This window comes from Cupriavidus sp. 05L411 (genome assembly GCF_056398045.1).
Genome location: NZ_JBFTOQ010000008.1, coordinates 271,611 through 290,755 on the forward strand (window position 1 = coordinate 271,611; position 19,145 = coordinate 290,755).

18 protein-coding genes are annotated in these 19,145 nt (G+C 62.7%); 13 read left to right on the plus strand and 5 right to left on the minus strand.

All coding sequences use genetic code 11. The annotated features are described in order from the left end of the window. Positions 1-70: 70 nt before the first annotated feature. From rpmG to radC, 3 genes are all read right to left on the minus strand, one after another. Complete coding sequence (gene rpmG, locus AC1DQR_RS12535; RefSeq protein ID WP_006157508.1) at positions 71-241, minus strand: 50S ribosomal protein L33; 171 nt, start codon at positions 239-241, stop codon at positions 71-73. 13 nt (positions 242-254) lie between these two features. Beyond that, complete coding sequence (gene rpmB / locus AC1DQR_RS12540) at positions 255-488, minus strand: 50S ribosomal protein L28 (protein ID WP_006157507.1); 234 nt, start codon at positions 486-488, stop codon at positions 255-257. Positions 489-688: 200 nt separating this feature from the next. Beyond that, positions 689-1,363: a RadC family protein gene (gene radC, locus AC1DQR_RS12545; protein WP_416049609.1), complete on the minus strand. Its 675-nt coding sequence runs from the start codon at positions 1,361-1,363 to the stop codon at positions 689-691. A gap of 1,197 nt (positions 1,364-2,560) precedes the next feature. Here radC and ltrA point away from each other — a divergent pair. From ltrA to AC1DQR_RS12585, 8 genes are all read left to right on the plus strand, one after another. Then, complete coding sequence (ltrA, locus tag AC1DQR_RS12550; protein ID WP_416049608.1) at positions 2,561-4,264, plus strand: group II intron reverse transcriptase/maturase; 1,704 nt, start codon at positions 2,561-2,563, stop codon at positions 4,262-4,264. Between the two features lie 110 nt (positions 4,265-4,374). Further along, the gene (locus tag AC1DQR_RS12555) at positions 4,375-4,872 is read left to right on the plus strand and encodes an FKBP-type peptidyl-prolyl cis-trans isomerase (protein WP_416049607.1); all 498 of its coding nucleotides are present in this window, start codon (positions 4,375-4,377) and stop codon (positions 4,870-4,872) included. 50 nt (positions 4,873-4,922) lie between these two features. Continuing rightward, positions 4,923-5,885: a 4-hydroxy-3-methylbut-2-enyl diphosphate reductase gene (gene ispH / locus AC1DQR_RS12560; protein WP_416049606.1), complete on the plus strand. Its 963-nt coding sequence runs from the start codon at positions 4,923-4,925 to the stop codon at positions 5,883-5,885. A gap of 651 nt (positions 5,886-6,536) precedes the next feature. Continuing rightward, a complete protein-coding gene (locus AC1DQR_RS12565) occupies positions 6,537-7,742 on the plus strand; it encodes a branched-chain amino acid ABC transporter substrate-binding protein (RefSeq protein WP_043349269.1) in 1,206 nt (401 codons plus the stop codon). A gap of 208 nt (positions 7,743-7,950) precedes the next feature. Continuing rightward, a complete protein-coding gene (locus AC1DQR_RS12570) occupies positions 7,951-8,886 on the plus strand; it encodes a branched-chain amino acid ABC transporter permease (RefSeq protein ID WP_174425539.1) in 936 nt (311 codons plus the stop codon). Positions 8,887-8,899: 13 nt separating this feature from the next. Next, positions 8,900-10,060, plus strand: coding sequence for an ABC transporter permease subunit (locus AC1DQR_RS12575; protein ID WP_416049605.1), 1,161 nt, complete (start codon positions 8,900-8,902; stop codon positions 10,058-10,060). Between the two features lie 13 nt (positions 10,061-10,073). Next, positions 10,074-10,850 carry an ABC transporter ATP-binding protein gene (locus AC1DQR_RS12580; RefSeq protein ID WP_043349258.1) on the plus strand — a complete coding sequence of 259 codons (777 nt, stop codon included), beginning with the start codon at positions 10,074-10,076 and terminating at the stop codon, positions 10,848-10,850. A 15-nt stretch (positions 10,851-10,865) separates the two neighbouring features. After that, positions 10,866-11,582: an ABC transporter ATP-binding protein gene (locus tag AC1DQR_RS12585; protein WP_043349255.1), complete on the plus strand. Its 717-nt coding sequence runs from the start codon at positions 10,866-10,868 to the stop codon at positions 11,580-11,582. A gap of 108 nt (positions 11,583-11,690) precedes the next feature. On the opposite strand, the gene AC1DQR_RS12590 is transcribed toward AC1DQR_RS12585, so the two are convergent. Both AC1DQR_RS12590 and AC1DQR_RS12595 read right to left on the minus strand, forming a co-directional pair. After that, positions 11,691-12,878, minus strand: a complete 1,188-nt coding sequence (locus tag AC1DQR_RS12590; protein ID WP_416049603.1) for an acetylornithine transaminase — start codon at positions 12,876-12,878, stop codon at positions 11,691-11,693. Positions 12,879-13,144: 266 nt separating this feature from the next. Further along, positions 13,145-14,218: a CDP-6-deoxy-delta-3,4-glucoseen reductase gene (locus AC1DQR_RS12595; RefSeq protein WP_150986027.1), complete on the minus strand. Its 1,074-nt coding sequence runs from the start codon at positions 14,216-14,218 to the stop codon at positions 13,145-13,147. A gap of 9 nt (positions 14,219-14,227) precedes the next feature. Between AC1DQR_RS12595 and AC1DQR_RS12600 the strand changes: the two genes are divergently transcribed. The 5 genes from AC1DQR_RS12600 to hutC all read left to right on the plus strand — a co-directional run bounded on the left by AC1DQR_RS12600 (position 14,228) and on the right by hutC (position 19,107). After that, entirely contained in the window at positions 14,228-15,208 is a 981-nt protein-coding gene (locus AC1DQR_RS12600) for an NAD-dependent epimerase/dehydratase family protein (protein ID WP_477133089.1), read from the plus strand. A gap of 476 nt (positions 15,209-15,684) precedes the next feature. Then, positions 15,685-16,656 (plus strand): ABC transporter substrate-binding protein, encoded by a 972-nt coding sequence (locus tag AC1DQR_RS12605; RefSeq protein ID WP_416049601.1) that lies wholly within the window; start codon positions 15,685-15,687, stop codon positions 16,654-16,656. Between the two features lie 13 nt (positions 16,657-16,669). Next, complete coding sequence (locus tag AC1DQR_RS12610) at positions 16,670-17,542, plus strand: ABC transporter permease (RefSeq protein ID WP_416049600.1); 873 nt, start codon at positions 16,670-16,672, stop codon at positions 17,540-17,542. Next, on the plus strand, positions 17,539-18,318 hold the full coding sequence (locus AC1DQR_RS12615) for an ABC transporter ATP-binding protein (protein ID WP_477133090.1): 780 nt from the start codon (positions 17,539-17,541) through the stop codon (positions 18,316-18,318). Before AC1DQR_RS12610 ends, AC1DQR_RS12615 begins: the two co-directional genes overlap by 4 nt. 15 nt (positions 18,319-18,333) lie before the next feature. Then, entirely contained in the window at positions 18,334-19,107 is a 774-nt protein-coding gene (gene hutC, locus AC1DQR_RS12620; RefSeq protein WP_416049599.1) for a histidine utilization repressor, read from the plus strand. The last annotated feature ends 38 nt before the right edge of the window (positions 19,108-19,145 follow it).

The following is a 19,145-nucleotide window of genomic DNA, read 5'->3' on the forward strand; positions in this document are numbered from 1 at the left end:
AGCAAAAACCCCGCGTGAGCGGGGTTTCTACAGACATGCCGCGCGATCGGCATGCGGAAGACAGGATCAATTACTTGATCTTGGTTTCCTTGTACGACACGTGCTTGCGGGCGACGGGATCGAACTTCATGATCTCCATCTTTTCCGGCATCGTGCGCTTGTTCTTGGTGGTCGTGTAGAAGTGACCCGTACCTGCAGTCGACTCCAACTTGATTTTATCGCGTCCGCCCTTGCTGGCCATGATGTGCTCCTAATTAGACTTCGCCACGTGCGCGCAGATCCACGAGCACGGTGTCGATGCCTTTCTTGTCGATCAGGCGCAGGCCGGCGTTCGAGACGCGCAGGCTCACCCAGCGGTTTTCCGATTCAACAAAGAAACGACGATTCTGCAGATTGGGCAGAAAACGACGCTTGGTCTTGTTGTTTGCGTGGGAAACGTTGTTGCCGACCATCGGCGCTTTCCCGGTCACTTGACAGACGCGTGCCATGAAGCACTCCTAACTCTTCTACGTGGACAATGTTCGCAACAGATCAACAAAAGGCGCGCTGGCCCGGACTGCAGCGGTTGAGACTTCAGCAAACGAGCATTATAGACCGGAAAGCACTGGTGAATCAATGCCTTCTCTCGTTTACCGTTCAGGGGTGTGCATCCGTGCGGTGCGCATCACAACACGCATCGCATCTTGCATCACAGCTGGCCGTGTTCGGCGAAGGAGTGGATGTTACTACCTGCGACGATGAAATGGTCAAGAACTTGCACGTCGATCAGGGCCAGGGAGCGGGACAGCGCGCGGGTCATGGTGAGGTCGGCAGCGCTGGGCGTGGTGGTCCCCGACGGATGGTTGTGCGCCACGATGATCGCCGCGGCGTTATATGAAAGTGCCTTGCGGGCAACTTCGCGCGGGTAGACGCTGGTTTGGGTCAGCGTGCCGCGAAACAGCTCCTCGCTGGCAAGCAGGCGGTTGCGCGCGTCCAGGAACAGGCACAGGAACGCCTCGTAGGCCAGTCCCGCCAGTGACAGGCGCAGGTAGTCGCGCACCGCCGTGGGGGAATCCAGTGCCCCGGGCAGCTGCAGCTGCTCGCCCAGCGCGCGCCGGGTCAGCTCGCGGGCCGCCTGCAATTGCGCGTACTTGGCGCTGCCAACGCCCTTGATGCGTGCCAGTTGCCCGGCGTCCGCCGCAAACAGGCTGCTGAGCGTGCCGAAATCGTTTAGCAGCTCCCGGGCGATGTCGACGGCACTTTTTCCCACCACACCCACGCGCAGGAACACGGCGAGCAGTTCGGCATCTGAGAGCGTAGCGGCCCCGCTGCTCAGCAGTTTTTCGCGTGGCCGCTCGCTGCTGGGCCAATCGGTAATGCGCATGGCACGATCCCCTCGGAACAATGGCACCGCGGACAAGGCGGCGCTCGGTCGAGTCGCTTACAATACGGGTTGTTGGTGCGACACGCACACTCGTGTCCGTAAGCGTCGCGTTAGACGCATCGACCCTAGAAGGCAGTGGGCAGGCGGTTTTCCGGCCCACGATGTCCTTCAATAGTTAGCGAAACGCAGCCCACCATAGCTGACGCCGCTAGCACCTGCTGATACCCATGGGTTCGTCCCTTGGGCGTTGTTCTGCAAGGCTGGCTTACCGGTCAGCACCCCCCGATGGTTGTTTCCTGCCATCGGCGGGAAGCTCCATCCAACCCGCAGTATGGGGTTTGTTTGGCGTTGAATACGTGTCGGTTGCCGACACATTGTTTCGTGAAAACGACCCGGATGGGTCGTCGAAGCGCCAGTGGGCGGATGCCATTCGCCCACAAGGCGATAGCATTTGTAGGTCCGGTCCATTGTTGGACTGGCAGGTAGGAATCGAGCGGAGCGAAAGCTCTGCACGCTATGGTTCGATCTGATACTTCCGTGAGGACGTCCAGATAGAGAACCTGCTATGCGACTAGCAGTAGCCTAGGGAGACATGCGTCACTGGTAACGGTGGGGTGTGAAGCTTTCCTGGCAATGTAGCCCCCGCAAGGGTGCTGTCCTGCCGCGAGGTAGGGCAGCAGATACTCCGAGCAGAACGGGGTTGAGGAGCTAGGCTGGCTGGTATGGGTAACGTAAGTGAACTGCTGATAAACGTCGTGAGTATTGCAGTGCCAAAGCTGCTGATAGGCACTAACCAAAAGGTGTTTGGTCGGTTGTCCCGCTCAACATTCGGGGCACGTCGTCAAAACGACCATCGGCGAATAGGCAGGCCCTAACCCGGTCTTGTAGCGTGCAGGGAACGTGGTAAGCCCGTAGGGTTGCCAAAGTGCAGTAGGGCTAAGGCAGGCGAACCGCAAGGAACGCTGTTGACTGTGCGGGTATGGGAGGTTGGAAAAAGCGAACGCCGGGCTGTAATGGTCCGGATAGGGGTTGAGACATCATCCCACGCGAAAGCGGGCAGACTTCCAACGGGTCTATCGTCGCAGGACGACTGACAGATCTCGCTTGAAACCGAAGTTTTTTCCCTGAGGGACAACAATCCCTCAGGGGCATGTTGTCTCTGGATTTTGGGAAGAATTCTCAAGACAGGAGAGCAGCATGGAAGAGTTGATCCGAGAGGATGAATCTGCGCTCTCCGGCGCACCGCAATGCTGGGATGCCATCAATTGGCGCCGAGTGGAACGGAACGTTCGGGAGATGCAGATACGAATTGCGAAGGCAACGCAGGACAGGGATTGGCGCAGGGTGAAAGCTCTGCAACGATCGCTGACCCGCTCGTGGTCCGCCAAGGCATCGGCGGTCCGGCGAGTGACAGAAAATCGTGGGAAGAAAACGGCAGGCGTTGATCGTGTGCTGTGGGATTCGCCTGAAACCCGATGGGAAGCCATCGGGAAGTTGAAGCGCCGAGGGTATCGGCCCATGCCATTGCGGCGGGTCTACATCCCTAAGGCCAATGGGAAGGAACGCCCACTAGGTATTCCGACCATGTTGGATCGAGCCATGCAGGCGCTATACCTGCTGGCGCTGGAGCCGGTGTCCGAAGGGACGAGCGATCCGAACTCGTATGGGTTTCGAATCAATCGTTCAACGGCGGATGCCATGTCCCAGCTGTTCCTGAACCTGTCCAAAAAGGCCTCGGCCCAATGGATTCTGGAAGGGGATATCAAAGGCTGCTTCGACCATATCAGCCATGACTGGTTGGAAAGCAATGTCCTGACGGACCGAGTGATCCTCCGGAAGTGGTTGAAGGCTGGCGTGGTATTTCAGGGCCAGTTTCAGGCAACCGATGCTGGAACGCCGCAGGGAGGCATCATCTCCCCAACGCTGGCAAACGTGGCGCTGAACGGGTTGGAAGAGCAACTAGTGAAGTTCTTAGGGACAAAGCTGGGGGTCGCCAACACGAAGAAGCTGAAAGTGAATGTAGTGCGGTATGCGGACGACTTCGTGATCACCGGCAGTACGCCGGAAGTACTAGAACGCGAAGTGAAGCCATGGGTGGAGCAGTTCTTGGCGGTAAGGGGACTGACGCTATCGACGGAGAAAACGCGTATCGTCAACATTGCGGAAGGTTTTGACTTCTTAGGGTGGAATTTCCGGAAGTACTCGGGAACGCTGCTCATCAAGCCGAGCAAGAAGAACGTGCAAGCGTTCTATCGCAAGGTGAAGGAGGTCATAAGTAGCCACAAGACGGTGAAGCAGTCGGAGCTAATTCGGCTGTTGAACCCGATGCTGAGGGGCTGGGCGCAGTATCACAGCCCCGTTGTTGCGAAGGCGGCGTTCAATCGTCTGGGGCACGACATATTTCGTGCTATCTGGCGATGGGCAAAGCGGAGACATCCTGGGAAGAGGGCCGACTGGGTACGAGCTAAGTATTTCGTATCTGAGGGGCAGCGGAACTGGGTGTTTGGAACCACTGTCACGAAAAGCGACGATAGTGAGGTGCTGATGACGTTGTACTCGCTTGCGGGAACAGCCATCAAGCGTCACAAGAAAGTCAAAGGCGAATTTAACCCCTTTGACCCGGCGCAGGAGATGTACGGCGAAGCCTTGCGGCAGGAACGCATGCTCAACAGCATGGCGCACCGGAAGCGATGGGTTAAGCTCTACATGTCCCAGCGAGGATTGTGTGCGCTCTGTCAGTGCAAGATGACCAAAGAGACTGGGTGGCATGATCACCACATCGTCTACCGCGTTAGCGGGGGATCAGATGCTCTAGGAAATCGCGTGCTGCTGCATCCGAACTGTCATGTTCAAGTACATAACCACGGCCTCTCTGTTGTGAAGCCGGTACCTTCGATCTGAAGGTGTTTTGTGTAGGCTTGAGCCGTATGCGAGGAAACTCGCACGTACGGTTCTGAGGGGGGGGATGGGTCCGGAAGGACCTGTCCCTACCCAACACTGGTTGAGCACCTATGACTTTGCAAACTTTTGCTTCCGGCCCGAAGGATGGGGACGGCGCCGCGGATCTCCGCAAGACCGTGCAGGCGGACTCCTTCCTGACCCTTCACTACAGCATCTCCATGGAGAACGGCACTGAGATCGTCAGTACCTTCGCGGAGAAGCCCGCCACGCTGCTGCTGGGGCAAGGCCAGTTCGCGCCTACACTGGAGCAGGCGCTGCTGGGCATGCCGGAGGGTGAGCGCATGACTTACCGGCTGGCGCCGGAGCACGCTTTTGGCCCGCGCAACCCCGATCTGCTGCAACGGGTTTCGCTGGCGACGCTGCGCGAGAACTCTTCATTTGAAGAGGACTACGCGCCGGGTGACCTGGTTGAGTTCAATGCGCCCGGCGGCGGTAAGTACGCCGGTGTGCTCAAGGAGATCGGCACGACGTCGGCGCTGTTCGATTTCAACCACCCGCTGGCCGGACAGACCATTCTGTTCGATGTCCAGCTGATCGGCATTCTCTAAGCAGACCACCGGCCGGGCCTCGTGCCGGCACCCTTGAGTCGAATCCTTGCATGTCTGAACCCACCACAGCCCCCGATGCCGAGATCCTGATGGCGCAGCCGCGCGGCTTTTGCGCTGGCGTGGATCGCGCCATCGAGATCGTCGAGCGCGCCCTTGCACGCTACGGCGCGCCGATTTACGTGCGCCACGAAATCGTCCACAACGCCTATGTGGTGGAAGACCTGCGCCGCAAGGGCGCGGTCTTCGTGCAGGAGCTCGAGGAAGTGCCGCCCGGCTCGACCGTGATCTTCAGCGCCCACGGCGTATCCAAGGAAGTGCGCGCCGATGCCACCGTGCGCGGCCTGAACGTTTTCGATGCGACCTGCCCGCTGGTGACCAAGGTGCACGTGGAAGTCGGCAAGATGCGCACCGAGGGCTGCGAGATCATCATGATCGGCCACAAAGGCCATCCTGAAGTCGAGGGCACCATGGGGCAGGCCGAAGGCGGCATGCTGCTGGTCGAGTCTTCCGAGGATGTCGCCAAGCTGCGCGTAGCGGATCCCGAGCGCCTGGCATTCGTGACCCAGACCACGTTGTCGGTGGACGAAACGCTGGAGATCGTCGCCGCGCTCAAGGCGCGCTTTCCGCTGATCCGCGAGCCCAAGAAGCAGGACATCTGCTACGCCACCCAGAACCGCCAGGATGCCGTGAAGTTCATGGCGCCCCAGGTGGAGGTGGTGATCGTGGTGGGCAGCCCCAACAGCTCCAACTCCAACCGCTTGCGCGAGCTCGCGGAGCGCCTGGGCGTGCCGGCCTACATGATCGATTCACCCGATCAGCTCCAGCCGGAATGGATCGCGGGCAAGCGCCGCATCGGCCTGACCGCCGGCGCCTCAGCCCCTGAGGCACTGGCACAGGCCATTGTCGCGCGCCTGCACCTTCTGGGTGCGCGCAACGTGCGCGCGCTGGACGGGATCGAGGAGAAGATGTCGTTCCCCTTGCCGCGCGGCCTGCAACAGGTCACGTCCGCCTGATCAGCCTGCTTCACCTGACTGTCTGGCAAAACGGCCCGCTCTAGCGGGCCGTTGCTTTTTGCGCGGCCGCTTCTGCCCGGCAGGCGCACCCCTCGCGCGCCAGTTGCACGGCAGTTGCACGCCTTTGCGCACCATTCTCTCTCCAGAGTTGCACCAATATATAGCACTCTATATTGCCTGCTATCCCTTGGATAATGCACAAGTCAGGCGCGAACGGTCTTATGCTTGTCTGCTTAAAAGGACAAATAAGGGAAATCCCTGTAATTGGGGATTTCCCTATTATGGTGCCGGTGCACTCGCGCGTTGTATTTGAATGAGACTGTCGATATTAAATGAAACACCTATTTAATACACGACCTTGCAAGTGACTTAAGGGCTGCAAAACCAACCTGTGGCAAGCGGTAGGCACGAATCTTGTTAGTATCAACGGCTAGCCTCCATGTGGGAGGGAATTGCCCCAATGTGTGCATTGGGGAAATTCCCTAGCTCATTTGGTGGGTTAATCCTTCAGGTTGTTGCGTCGCATATTGCATCCGTATAAAAAGGGAATACAATTCGCGCGTTTCAAATTGAAACTAAACTAAGGCGGTTCAGGGAAACGTCCGGGGGGCGTTGGTTTACCCTGATCATGTGAATCCTAGGAGATCACTCATGCAAATCACGTTTGCCAAGATTCTGCCGATCGCAGCCGCAGTGGCGCTGGTTACTGCTTGTGGCAAGAAAGAAGAAAAGCCCGCTGATGCGGCAGCATCGGCTCCTGCCGCGGCCACCGCGCCGGCAGCGGGCAGCGGCGATGTCGTAGTAAAGATCGGCCATGCGGCACCGCTCACCGGCGGCATCGCTCACCTTGGCAAGGACAACGAGAACGGCGCCCGCCTGGCCGTGGAAGAAGTCAACAAGACCGGCCTGGAGATCAACGGCAAGAAGATCAAGCTCGAGCTGGTCGGCGAAGATGACGCAGGCGACCCGAAGACGGGCACCGCCGTGGCGCAGAAGCTGGTGGATGCCAAGGTCGTGGCCGTGGTTGGCCACCTGAACTCGGGTGTATCGATTCCGGCCTCCAAGATCTATAGCGATGCCGGCATCGTGCAGATCTCGCCGTCGTCGACCAACCCCGACTACACCAAGCAAGGCTTCAAGACCACGTTCCGCGTGGTGGCCACCGACGCCCAGCAAGGCCCGGCACTGGCTAACTACGCCACCAAGAGCCTGCACGCCAAGAGCGTGGCCATCGTCGACGATGCCACTGCCTACGGCAAGGGCCTGGCCGACGAGTTCGAGAAGACCGCCAAGGCTTCTGGCGTGAACGTGGTGGCACGTGAAGCCACCAACGACAAGGCTACTGACTTCAAGGCCATTCTGACCAAGATCAAGGGCAAGAAGCCCGACGTGATCATGTACGGCGGCATGGATGCCACCGGCGGCCCGTTCGCCAAGCAGGCCAAGGAACTCGGCATCAGCTCCAAGATCGTTGGCGGCGATGGCGTCTGTACCGACAAGGTGGCTGAGCTGGCCGGCGATGCCGTGTCCAACATCATCTGCTCGGAAGCCGGTCTGGCGCTGTCCAAGATGGAACAGGGCGCGGATTTCGACAAGCGCTACCAGGCTCGCTTCAATGCGCCGGTGCAGATCTATGCACCGTTCACCTATGACGCCGTCATGGTCATCGTTGACGCCATGAAGCGCGCCAACTCGACTGAGCCGGCGGCCATCCTGGCCGAGATGCCCAAGACCAACTACAAGGGCCTGATCGGCAACATCGCCTTTGATGAAAAGGGCGATATGAAGGAAGGCACCATCACGTTGTATGAGTACAAGGACAAGAAGAAGACCGTCCTTGATGTCGTGAAGATGTAAACCGGGCTTACCGGCCCATCCGAACGGCACCGCGAGTATGTTGCGGTGCCGTTTTTTTAGCCTTGCCATACGTGCAGCATCCTTACCATGGGTGGAGTAGGCAGGCCGCTTACCAGCAAATATCGACACTACCAAACCACCCACATATCAACGTCCCCCCGACATCCACACCATGCCGAGGGAATTTGGACGGAAGCAAGGAGTTTTCATGGATATCTTTATCCAGCAGATCGTGAACGGTCTGGTGCTCGGCAGCATCTATGCGCTGATCGCACTCGGCTACACCATGGTCTACGGCATTCTCGGGATCATCAACTTCGCCCACGGCGATGTGCTGATGATCGGCGCGCTGACCGCCCTGTCAGCCATACTTGGCTTGCAGAAGTTCTTCCCCGGCTTGCCGGAGTGGCTCACGCTGGTGATTGCCACGCTGATCGCCATGCCGGTCTGCGCCGTGCTGGCCTACACCATCGAGCGGGTCGCCTACCGGCCGTTGCGCAACGCGCCCCGGCTAGCTCCGCTGATTACCGCCATCGGCGTGTCCATCATCCTGCAGACCCTGGCGATGATGATCTGGTCGCGTAACCCGCTGACCTTCCCGCAGCTGCTGCCCTCGTCGCCGATCGATATCGGTTCGACCGGCGCCACCATCACGGGCAAGGAAATCGTCATCATCGGCATGGCGCTGATGGTCATGGCAGGCCTGCTGACCCTCGTCAACCGCACCAAGCTGGGCCGCGCGATGCGCGCCACCGCCGAGAACCAGAAGGTGGCAGGCTTGATGGGCGTGAACCCGAACTTCGTCATCTCGGCCACCTTCATGATCGGTGCGGCGCTGGCCGCGCTGGCCGGCGTGATGATGGCCACCAACTACGGCAATGCGCACTTCTACATGGGCTTCATCCCGGGCCTGAAGGCGTTCACCGCCGCGGTGCTGGGCGGCATCGGCAACCTTGCTGGCGCCATGGTCGGCGGCATGCTGCTGGGCCTGATCGAAGCGCTCGGCGCCGGCTATATCGGCGATCTCACCAACGGGGTGTTTGGCTCCAACTACCAGGATGTGTTCGCCTTCATCGTGCTGATCATCGTCCTTGTATTCCGTCCGTCCGGCATCATGGGCGAGCGGGTTTCCGAACGCGCCTAAGGAGAGAGAATCCATGAATACCCCGATTCCATCCCCGGCGGCGCAGGCTGCGCCGCTGACCAAGACGCCGACCAAGACCATGGCCGCGTTGCTTGGCTTCCTGGTCATCGCCCTGTGCGCCCCGTTCCTGGTGCAGACGCTGGGCGGCAACTACTGGGTGCGCGTGCTCGACTTCGCGCTGATCTACATCATGCTGGCGCTTGGCCTGAACATCGTGGTGGGCTTTGCCGGCCTGCTCGACCTTGGCTACATCGCCTTCTATGCCGTCGGCGCCTACATGATGGCCTTGCTGGGCTCGCCCCATCTGGCCAACCAGTTCGAGTGGATCCACCAGCTTTTCCCCAATGGCCTGCACCTCTCCATGTGGTTCGTGCTGCCGCTGGCGGTGCTGGTGGCGGCAACGTTCGGTGTGCTGCTCGGTGCACCAACGCTCAAGCTGCGCGGCGACTACCTGGCCATCGTGACCCTGGGCTTCGGTGAGATCATCCGCATTTTCCTCAACAACCTCGACCGGCCGCTCAACATCACCAATGGCCCGAAGGGGATCACCGCGGTGGACCCGGTCCACATCTTCGGCTTCGATTTCTCCAAGTCGCACGAGATCTTCGGGCTGAAGTTCACGCCGGTGTTCATGTACTACTACCTGCTGGTCGTGCTGGTGATCGCCATCGTGTTCATCTGCCTGCGCTTGCAGAACTCGCGTATCGGCCGCGCCTTCGTGGCCATCCGCGAAGACGAGATCGCCGCCAAGGCAATGGGCATCAACACCCGCAACATCAAGCTGCTGGCCTTTGCCATGGGCGCGTCGTTCGGCGGCGCGTCGGGCGCGGTGTTCGGCGCCTTCCAGGGCTTCGTGTCGCCCGAGTCGTTTGTGCTGTGGGAGTCCATCTACATCCTGGCCATCGTGGTGCTGGGCGGCATGGGTCACATTCCTGGCGTGATCCTGGGCGGTATCTTGCTGGTGGGCTTCCAGGAACTGCTGCGCGCCGTGGCGGAGCCGGCGCAGAACATGCTCTTCGGCCATACCATCGTCGACGCCGAAGTGCTGCGCCAGCTGTTGTTCGGGCTGGCCCTGGTTGGTGTGATGCTGTATCGCCCGGCGGGCCTGTGGCCGTCGCCGCGCAAGGAAGACCGGCCGGTGATCCGCCGCCCCGGCAGCGTTGGCCGTTTCTGACCAGGAGGACATCATGAGCAACGAGAATCTCCTCCTGTCTGTACAGGGGGTCAACAAGCGATTCGGCGGCCTGCAGGCATTGTCCGATGTGGGCCTGCAGATCAAGCCGGGCGAAATCTACGGCCTGATCGGTCCCAACGGGGCCGGCAAGACCACCTTCTTCAACGTGATTACCGGCCTGTACACACCGGACTCCGGCGAGTTCGTGCTGGGCGGCAAGGCCTACCAGCCGACCGCCGTGCACGAAGTCGCCAAGGCCGGGATTGCCCGCACCTTCCAGAATATCCGCCTGTTCGGCGAGATGACCGCGCTGGAAAACGTGATGGTGGGCCGCCATGTGCGTACCAAGGCTGGCCTCTTTGGCGCGGTGTTCCGCCCGCCTTCTGTCCGGCGCGAGGAGCACTCGGTGGAAGACTGGGCGCATGACCTGCTGGAGTACGTCGGCATCGGCAAGTACGCGCACTTCACCTCGCGCAACCTGTCCTACGGCCACCAGCGCCGCCTGGAGATCGCGCGGGCGCTGGCCACCGAGCCCAAGCTGCTGGCGCTCGATGAGCCCGCCGCTGGCATGAACGCCACCGAGAAGGTGGAACTGCGCGGCCTGCTCGACAAGATCCGCAGCGATGGCAAGACCATCCTGCTGATCGAGCACGACGTGAAGCTGGTGATGGGCCTGTGCAATCGCCTGACCGTGCTCGACTACGGCAAGGTCATCGCGCAGGGCCTGCCGCACGAGGTCCAGAGCAATCCAGCGGTGATCGAGGCTTACCTCGGTACCCCGGCGCACTGACGGGGGAAAGACACAATGAAAGAAACACTACTGAAGATATCCGGCCTGAAGGTCGCGTACGGCGGCATCCAGGCGGTCAAGGGCATCGACCTCGAGATCAAAGAAGGCGAACTGGTCACGCTGATCGGCGCCAACGGCGCCGGCAAGACCACCACCATGAAGGCCATCACCGGCCTGCAGGGATGGGCCGGCGGCGATGTGGAGTACATGGGCAAGTCCATCAAGGGGGTGCCAAGCTACACGCTGCTCAAGCAAGGGCTGGCGATGGTGCCGGAAGGGCGCGGGGTGTTTGCGCGCATGACCATTACCGAGAACCTGCAGATGGGCGCCTACACGCGCACCGACGAGGCCGGCATCAAGGCCGACATCGACCGCATGTTCGGCATCTTCCCGCGCCTGAAGGAGCGCGCCAACCAGCTGGCCGGCACCATGTCCGGCGGCGAACAGCAGATGCTGGCCATGGCGCGCGCGCTGATGAGCCAGCCCAAGCTGCTGCTGCTGGACGAGCCCTCGATGGGCCTGTCGCCGATCATGGTCGCGAAGATCTTCGAGGTGGTGCGCGACGTTTCCGCGCTGGGCGTGACCGTGCTGCTGGTGGAGCAGAACGCGCGGCTGGCGCTGCAGGCCGCCCACCGCGGCTATGTGATGGAGTCGGGCCTGGTCACCATGAGCGGCGACGCCAAGCAGATGCTGGACGATCCGAAGGTCCGTGCGGCGTATCTGGGCGAGTGATGTTGCCTGTGTGACGCTGTAGTTTGCTGCAAAGAAACAGCCCCGCAAGTGATTTGCGGGGCTTTTTCTTTGTGCCTGGCCGGCGGCACGCCGGCTTCAAGACGAGGCTCAGGCCAGCTTTTTCAGCAGTGTGCGCAGCATGCCGATCATCTGGTCGATTTCCTCGATGGTCACGTTCAGCGCGGGCATGAAGCGCAGCAGGTTGGGGCGCGGCGAATTCAGCAGCAGGCCTTGCGGCTGCATGTCGCGCGCTTCTTCCACCAGTTGCGGGCCGATGTCCTTGTTCAGCACCAGTGCGCGCAGCAGGCCTTCGCCGCGTTCGCCGCCCAGGCCGAACTCGGATGTCAGCGCCAGCAGCTGCTCGCGCAGGTAGGCGCCTTTTTCTTGCACGCTTTGCAGGAAGCCGGGCGCGGTCAGCTGCGAGATCACGGCGCTGCCAACGGCCGTCATCACCGGGTTGCCGTTGTAGGTGCCACCCTGGTCGCCGGCTTCGAAGCTGGCGACTTCGGCCTTGCACAGCAGGGCTGCCAGCGGCACGCCGCCGCCAATGCCCTTGCCCAGCGTCATGATGTCCGGCTCCACGCCCGACAGTTCATAGGCGAACATGGTGCCGCAACGGCCGCAGCCGGTCTGCACTTCGTCGACGATGAACAGCAGCTTGTGCTGGTCGGCCAGCTTGCGCAGGCCTTGCATGAATTCGCGCGAGGCGGGGATCACGCCGCCTTCGCCCTGCACCGGCTCCAGCATGATGGCCACGGTCTTGTCGTTGATCAGCTTTTCGACCGAGGCCAGGTCGTTCAGGTCGGCCTTGGGGAAGCCCGGCACCTGCGGCGCGAAGATGGTGTCCCAGCCGGCCTTGCCCGACGCGCTCATGGTGGCGAGCGTGCGGCCGTGGAAGCTGTGGTCCATGGTGATGATCTCGAACGCGCCGTTCTTGTGCTTGCGGCCCCATTTGCGCGCCAGCTTGATCGCGCCTTCGTTGGCTTCCGCGCCGCTGTTGGCGAAGAACACCTTGTCGAAGCAGCTGGCATCGGTGAGCTGCTTGGCCAGCTTGAGCATGGGTTCGTTGTAGAACGCCGGGCTGGGGTTGAACAGCTTCTTCGACTGGTCGACCAGCGCGTCGATCATGGCCTGGTTGGAGTGTCCCAGGCAGTTGACCGCCCAGCCCTGCACGAAGTCCAGGTATCGCTTGCCGTTATGGTCCGTGAGCCACGAGCCCTTGCCTTCGGTAAAGACGAGCTCGGGCCGGTTGGTGATGTACATCAGGGATTGGACGGGGTACTCAGCAAATGCCATGGCGGACTCCAGGGGTCGGCGTGAAACAGGGGAGAGGAGAGCAGAAAAACAAAAAGCCACGGGGATTGCCCGTGGCTTGTTGACCTGAACAGAAGCTATGGACGGTCAGCCGCGAGGCACCCCGGTAGGGAGCGACGTACGGTAGCTGCGTCGGTTGTTGATAGCGTAGTTCATGGCGGCCAATATAAGGCCCATGCGCCCGGCTGTCAAAACGAATTTTGGCGGAGCCGGGCATTGTTGTCGCTTGGAAACGGGCAGCGGGGCGCTCAGGCCGCCGGTGCCGGCGGTACCGAACCTGCCGGATGCATGTCCGCTTCCGACGTGAACGAGTCGGCGAAGAAGGCATCCTCGTGCAGGTCGCAGCGCAGGGAAAAGTCCTTGCGCGCCGCATTGATCATCACCGGCGCGCCGCAGGCGTAGACCTCGAAGCCGGACAGGTCGGGATGGTCTTCCATCACGGCCTCGTGGACAAAGCCGGTGCGGCCGTCCCAGTCGTCGCTGTCCTGGGCGTTGGAGATCACCGGCACGTAGCGGAAGTTGGGCAGCTCGCGCGCCCATTGCTCGCACAGCGCGTGCATATAGAGATCGCGCGGGCGGCGGCCGCCCCAGTACAGCGTCATCGGGCGGGTGATGCCGGTGTAGACCGCGTGCTCGACGATGGCCTTGATCGGCGCAAAGCCGGTGCCCGAGGCCAGCAGGATGATGGGCTTGTCGGAGTCTTCACGCAGGAAGAAGCTGCCGAGCGGGCCTTCGAAGCGCAGGATGTCGCGCTCCTTCATGGCCGGCTGGCCTTCCCTGGCGCCGAACACGTAGTCGGTGAAGGTGCCGCCGGGCATATGGCGGATGTGCAGCTCGATCGGGCCTTCCTGGTGCGGCGGCGTGGCGATGGAGTAGCTGCGGCGCTTGCCGTCGCGCAGCAGGAACTCGACATACTGGCCGGCCAGGAACTGCATGCGCTCGGTGGCGGGCAGTTGCAGGCGGGTCACGATGACGTCGTCGGCCACGCGCTCCAGCGTGGCGACGCGGCACGGCACCTTCTTGATGGGGATGTCGCCGGCGCCTTGCACCTCGCGGCATTCGATGGTGATGTCCGAGGTGGGCTTGGCGCAGCAGAACAGCGCGCGGCCCTCGGTCTTTTCCTGCGCGGACAGCGCGGAAGCGGCATGGTCGCCCTGCTCGATGCCGCCAGCGGTGACACGGCCCTTGCAGGATCCGCATGCGCCGTTCTTGCAGCCGTAGGGCAGGCCAATGCTGTGGCGCAGAGCCGCGGTAAGGATGGTTTCATCCGCGGCCGCTTCGAACGTGCGGCCGCTGGGCATGACGGTAACTTGATAAGCCATAATCACTCTATGAGCAAAAATCTGTCGCGACGCCGCCTGGGTCGCCCGCGCCTACTCATCGTTGGCTGTGGGGATGTGGGCACACGTTGCCTGCGTATTCTATCGACGCGCTGGCGCGTCTTTGCCATCACTTCGCAGCCGTCCCGCCGCACTGAGCTGCGGGACAACGGCGCCGTGCCGATGGTAGCCGACCTGGACCGGCCCGCCACGCTGGCACGCCTGGCCGGGCTGGCCGACAGGGTGCTGCACCTGGCGCCGCCGCCGTCCCGCGGCGAGGGCGATCCCCGCACGCTGGCGCTGCTGCGCGCCTTGCGGCGCGATGCCTGGCGGCGGTCCGCCGCACGGCCTGGCGGATGGTCTGCCAAACCCGCTATTCTACCCGACCGACGCTACGGCAGGTCTGGCCAAAGCGCTGCGCCGCCAGCGTTTGTCTACGCCAGCACCTCGGGCGTGTATGGCGACCGGGGTGGCGCCAGGCTGGCGGAATCGCAAGCGGTGCGCCCGCAAACCGCGCGCGCCCGGCGCCGCGTGGCGGCCGAGCAGTCCGTGCGGGACTTCGGCCGCCATGCCGGCTGGCGTGCTTCCATCGTGCGCATCCCCGGCATTTATGCCGAAGACCGGCTGCCGCTGGCTCGCCTGGCCAAGGGCACCCCGGCGCTGGCGCCGCAGGACGATGTCTATACCAACCACATTCATGCCCTGGACCTCGCCCGCACCATGGTGGCGTCGCTGTTCCGCGGCCGCGCGCAGCGGGTGGTGCATGCCAGCGACGATTCGGAAATGCGCATGGCCGACTACTTTGACCTGGTAGCCGACCGCCGCGGCCTGCCCCGGCCGCCGCGCCTGGCTCGCGCGCAATTGCGCGAAGCCGTGGAGCCAACCTTGCTCAGCTTCATGAGCGAATCGCGCCGGCTGGAAAACGCCCGTCTCAAACGCGAGCTGCGCCTGCGGCTGCGCTATCCCACCGTGGCTTCTTTTTTCGACGCCTGAATTCAGGTGCTCTCGGCATTGCCCGGGAGCGCTTCCCTTTCGCGACCCTGCGGCGCCCGGTGGCACGCCGTTTGCGTTGGTGTTGCCGCTCGATCCTGTATAGACAGCAAGTGATGCATTCAGCGTAACCGTGCGCGGATCTGGTGCGCGGAGGCGAAAGCGGCAAGGGCCGGATGCCCCGTCAACGGGCATCGGCGGGTACCCGGCCTGATCCCGCATGTAGCCACCTTGTGGCCGTTTTGTGCTCATCTTGTGCTTGTTTCGTGCTGTTCCAGGCCCGGCGGCACCTAAGTGCCGGCCACGCCGGTTCTGTGCTTTGCCTCGGGTTAACTACTGCATTGACTTGTATATACAGGGTTGCTAAATTGCCTGGCAAATGACCGGCGCTGCAAGTACGGCGCCGCCCGAGCCGGGCGATCCGGCCGCCGCCAACGCTGGCGCGGCCCCGTTCGCATCACACCAAAGGAGCCAGGAAGATGGGATTTCGTATCCGTAGCGGTAAGTCGCTAGCCGTCGCCGTAGCAGCAGTGGTCGCCACACTGGGTGCCGCAGGCACCGCGCAAGCGCAAGCCACGCAGGTCACGCTCGGCATGAGCGGCTGGACTGGCTTCGCGCCGCTGACGCTGGCTGACAAGGCGGGCATCTTCAAGAAGCATGGTGTCGACGTCGACATCAAGATGATTCCGCAGAAGGACCGTCACCTGGCACTTGCCGCGGGCGCCATCCAGTGTGCTGCCACCACGGTCGAGACCCATGTGGCCTGGAACGCCAACGGCGTGCCCATCACCCAGATCGTGCAGCTCGATAAGTCCTACGGCGCCGACGGGCTGGCCGTGCGCGGCGACGTGAAAGGCTTCGCCGACCTCAAGGGCAAGACCGTCGGCGTGGACGCGCCGGGCACTGCGCCTTACTTCGGCCTGGCCTGGATGCTAAAGAAGAACGGCATGAGCCTGAAGGATGTGAAGACCACCACGCTGTCGCCGCAAGCTGCCGCGCAGGCCTTCGTCTCGGGCCAGAACGATGCTGCCATGACGTATGAGCCGTACCTGTCGTCGGTGCGCCAGAACCCGGACAAAGGCAAGATCCTCGCCACCACGCTGGACTACCCGATGGTGATGGACACGCTGGGCTGCGCGCCCAAGTGGCTCAAGGACAATCCCAAGGCCGCGCAAGCGCTGGTGGACAGCTACTTCGAAGCGCTCGACATGATCAAGCAGGACCCGGCCAAGGCTAACGACATCATGGGCGCGGCGGTCAAGCAAAGCGGCGAGCAGTTCGCCAAGTCGTCCGCCTACCTGCGCTGGCAGGATCGTGACGCCAACCGCAAATTCTTCGGCGGCGAGCTGGCCAGCTTCAGCAAGGAAGCGGCGCAGGTGCTGCTGGAGATCGGCGTGATTCGCCAGGTGCCGGACGTCACGGCCCTGTACGACGCGCGCTTCATCAAGTAACGAGGTCGGTGCCATGACGCAGGTTCACATTGGTTCGTCCGCAGCGGGTGCGGCTTCAACGCCCGCTCCCGCCGCGGTGACTCCGGCGGCCACGCGCCGGCATCCCTGGCTGGCGCCGCTGGCGCCGGTCACCCAGCGCGCGCGCTGGGTCCTGGGCTTGTCGTTCTTCGTGGTGTTTTTTGCCGTGTGGGCGGCGGTGACCCTGGGCGGCATGGTGCCGCGCACCTTCCTGGCCGACCCGATGACCATGGCCCACGAAGGTGTGCTGCTGTTCACCGAGTACAACTTCATCGGCGACATCGGCATGACGGTATGGCGCGTGCTGGGCGGCTTCGTGCTGGCTGCTGTGCTGGCCGTGCCGCTGGGCATCTTCATGGGCGCGTACAAGGCGGCGGAGGCATTCTTCGAGCCCTTCGTCTCGTTTTGCCGCTACCTGCCGGCGTCGGCCTTCATTCCGCTGCTGATCCTGTGGGCCGGCATCGGCGAGGCGCAGAAAGTGCTGGTGATCTTCATCGGCTCGTTCTTCCAGATCGTGCTGATGGTGGCGGTGACGGTGGGCGGCGCGCGGCGCGACCTGGTGGAGGCGGCCTACACGCTGGGCGCCAACAGCAGCGGCATCGTGCGGCGCGTGCTGATCCCGGGCGCCGCGCCTGAGATCGCCGAGATCCTGCGCCTGGTGCTGGGCTGGGCCTGGACCTATGTCATCGTGGCCGAGCTGATCGGCTCGTCCTCCGGCATCGGCCATATGATCACCGACAGTCAGGCGCTGCTCAACACCGGGCAGATCATCTTCGGCATCATCGTGATCGGTTGCATCGGCCTGGTCTCCGACCTGGCTTTCAAGCTGGCCAACCAGCGCCTGTTTCCGTGGAGTTCGATCAAATGAGCGCGCTGTCCATCCAGCAGGTCTCGCGTACCTTCGTCAATCCGCGCGGCGGCCAGACCCTGGCGTTGCAGCCGACCGATTTCGAAGTGGCGGACAACGACTTCGTCACCATCCTCGGCCCCTCGGGCTGCGGCAAGTCCACGCTGCTGCGCATCGTCGCCGGGCTGGATACGCCCACCACCGGGCGCGTGCTGCTCGACGGGCAGGAAGTCACCGGCCCGGGCGCGGAGCGCGGCATGGTGTTCCAGTCGTACACGCTGTTCCCGTGGCTGACCATCGAGCAGAACGTGCGCTTTGGCCTGCGCGAGCGCGGCATGAGCGAGGCCGACCAGCGCGAGCGCAGCGACTTCTTTATCCAGCGCGTGGGCCTGCGCGGCTTCGAGCATCACTTCCCCAAGCAGCTCTCGGGCGGCATGCAGCAGCGCACGGCGATTGCCCGGGCGCTGGCCAACGACCCCAAGATCCTGCTGCTGGACGAGCCCTTCGGCGCGCTGGACAACCAGACCCGCGTGCTGATGCAGGAACTGCTGCTGGGCATCTGGGAAGCCTCGCGCAAGACGGTGCTGTTCGTCACGCACGATATCGACGAGGCCATCTTCATGGCCAACCGCGTGGCGGTGTTCTCGGCGCGGCCTGGCCGCATCAAGCGCACCATCGATGTGGACTTCCCGCATCCGCGCCATTACACGATCAAGACGTCGCTGGCGTTCTCGGAACTCAAGGCGGTACTGACCGAGGAAATCCGCGCCGAGGCCATGGCCAGCGCCGAGCACTGAGTTGCCAACCAAGCCATGAAAGCTGCCACCGCCAACCGCCGGGGTGTTCCCGATGCCACTCCCGCCGCGCTCTACCAGCAGGTGAAGGAGTACATCGCGCGCCATATCCAGAGCCGCGCGTGGCAGCCTGGCGATCGCGTGCCGTCCGAGCAGGAACTGGTGACCCGCTTTGGCGTGTCGCGCATGACGGTGAACCGCGCGCTGCGCGAGCTGGCCGAGCAGGGCCGGGTGGTGCGCGTGGCCGGCGTGGGCACCTTCGTGGCCGAGCACAAGCCGCAATCGACGCTGCTCAACGTGGTCAACCTGCAGGACGAGATCCGCATGCGCGGGCACGACTACGCTTGCGACGTGATGGTGGTGGAACGCGTGGCTGCCTCCATCGAGGTAGCCGCCGCGCTGGACCTGCGCACCGGTGAATCGGTGTTCCACTCCGTGTGCGTGCACCGCGAGGACGGCGTGCCGGTGCAGCTCGAAGACCGCTATGTGAACCCGCGCGTCGCGCCGGATTTCATCAACCAGGATTTCGCCGCCGCCGATGCGGTGAAGCCGGGCGAATACCTGCTGCGCCACGTGCCCTACGACCAGATCGAGCATGTGGTCGATGCCATCTCCGCCACGGCGGAACAGGCCACCCAACTGGAAATGCCGGCTACCCAGCCGTGCTTGCTGCTGACCCGCCGCACCTGGACGGGCGGCACCCCCGTGACCTTTGTACGTTGCCTGCACCCAGGCAACCGTTACCGCCTAGGCAGCCGATTCCGCGCCGATGGCAACCCGGCCTTCGGCTGAACCCGCCAAGGGCCGTTAGTTTTTTCAGATCCACCAGC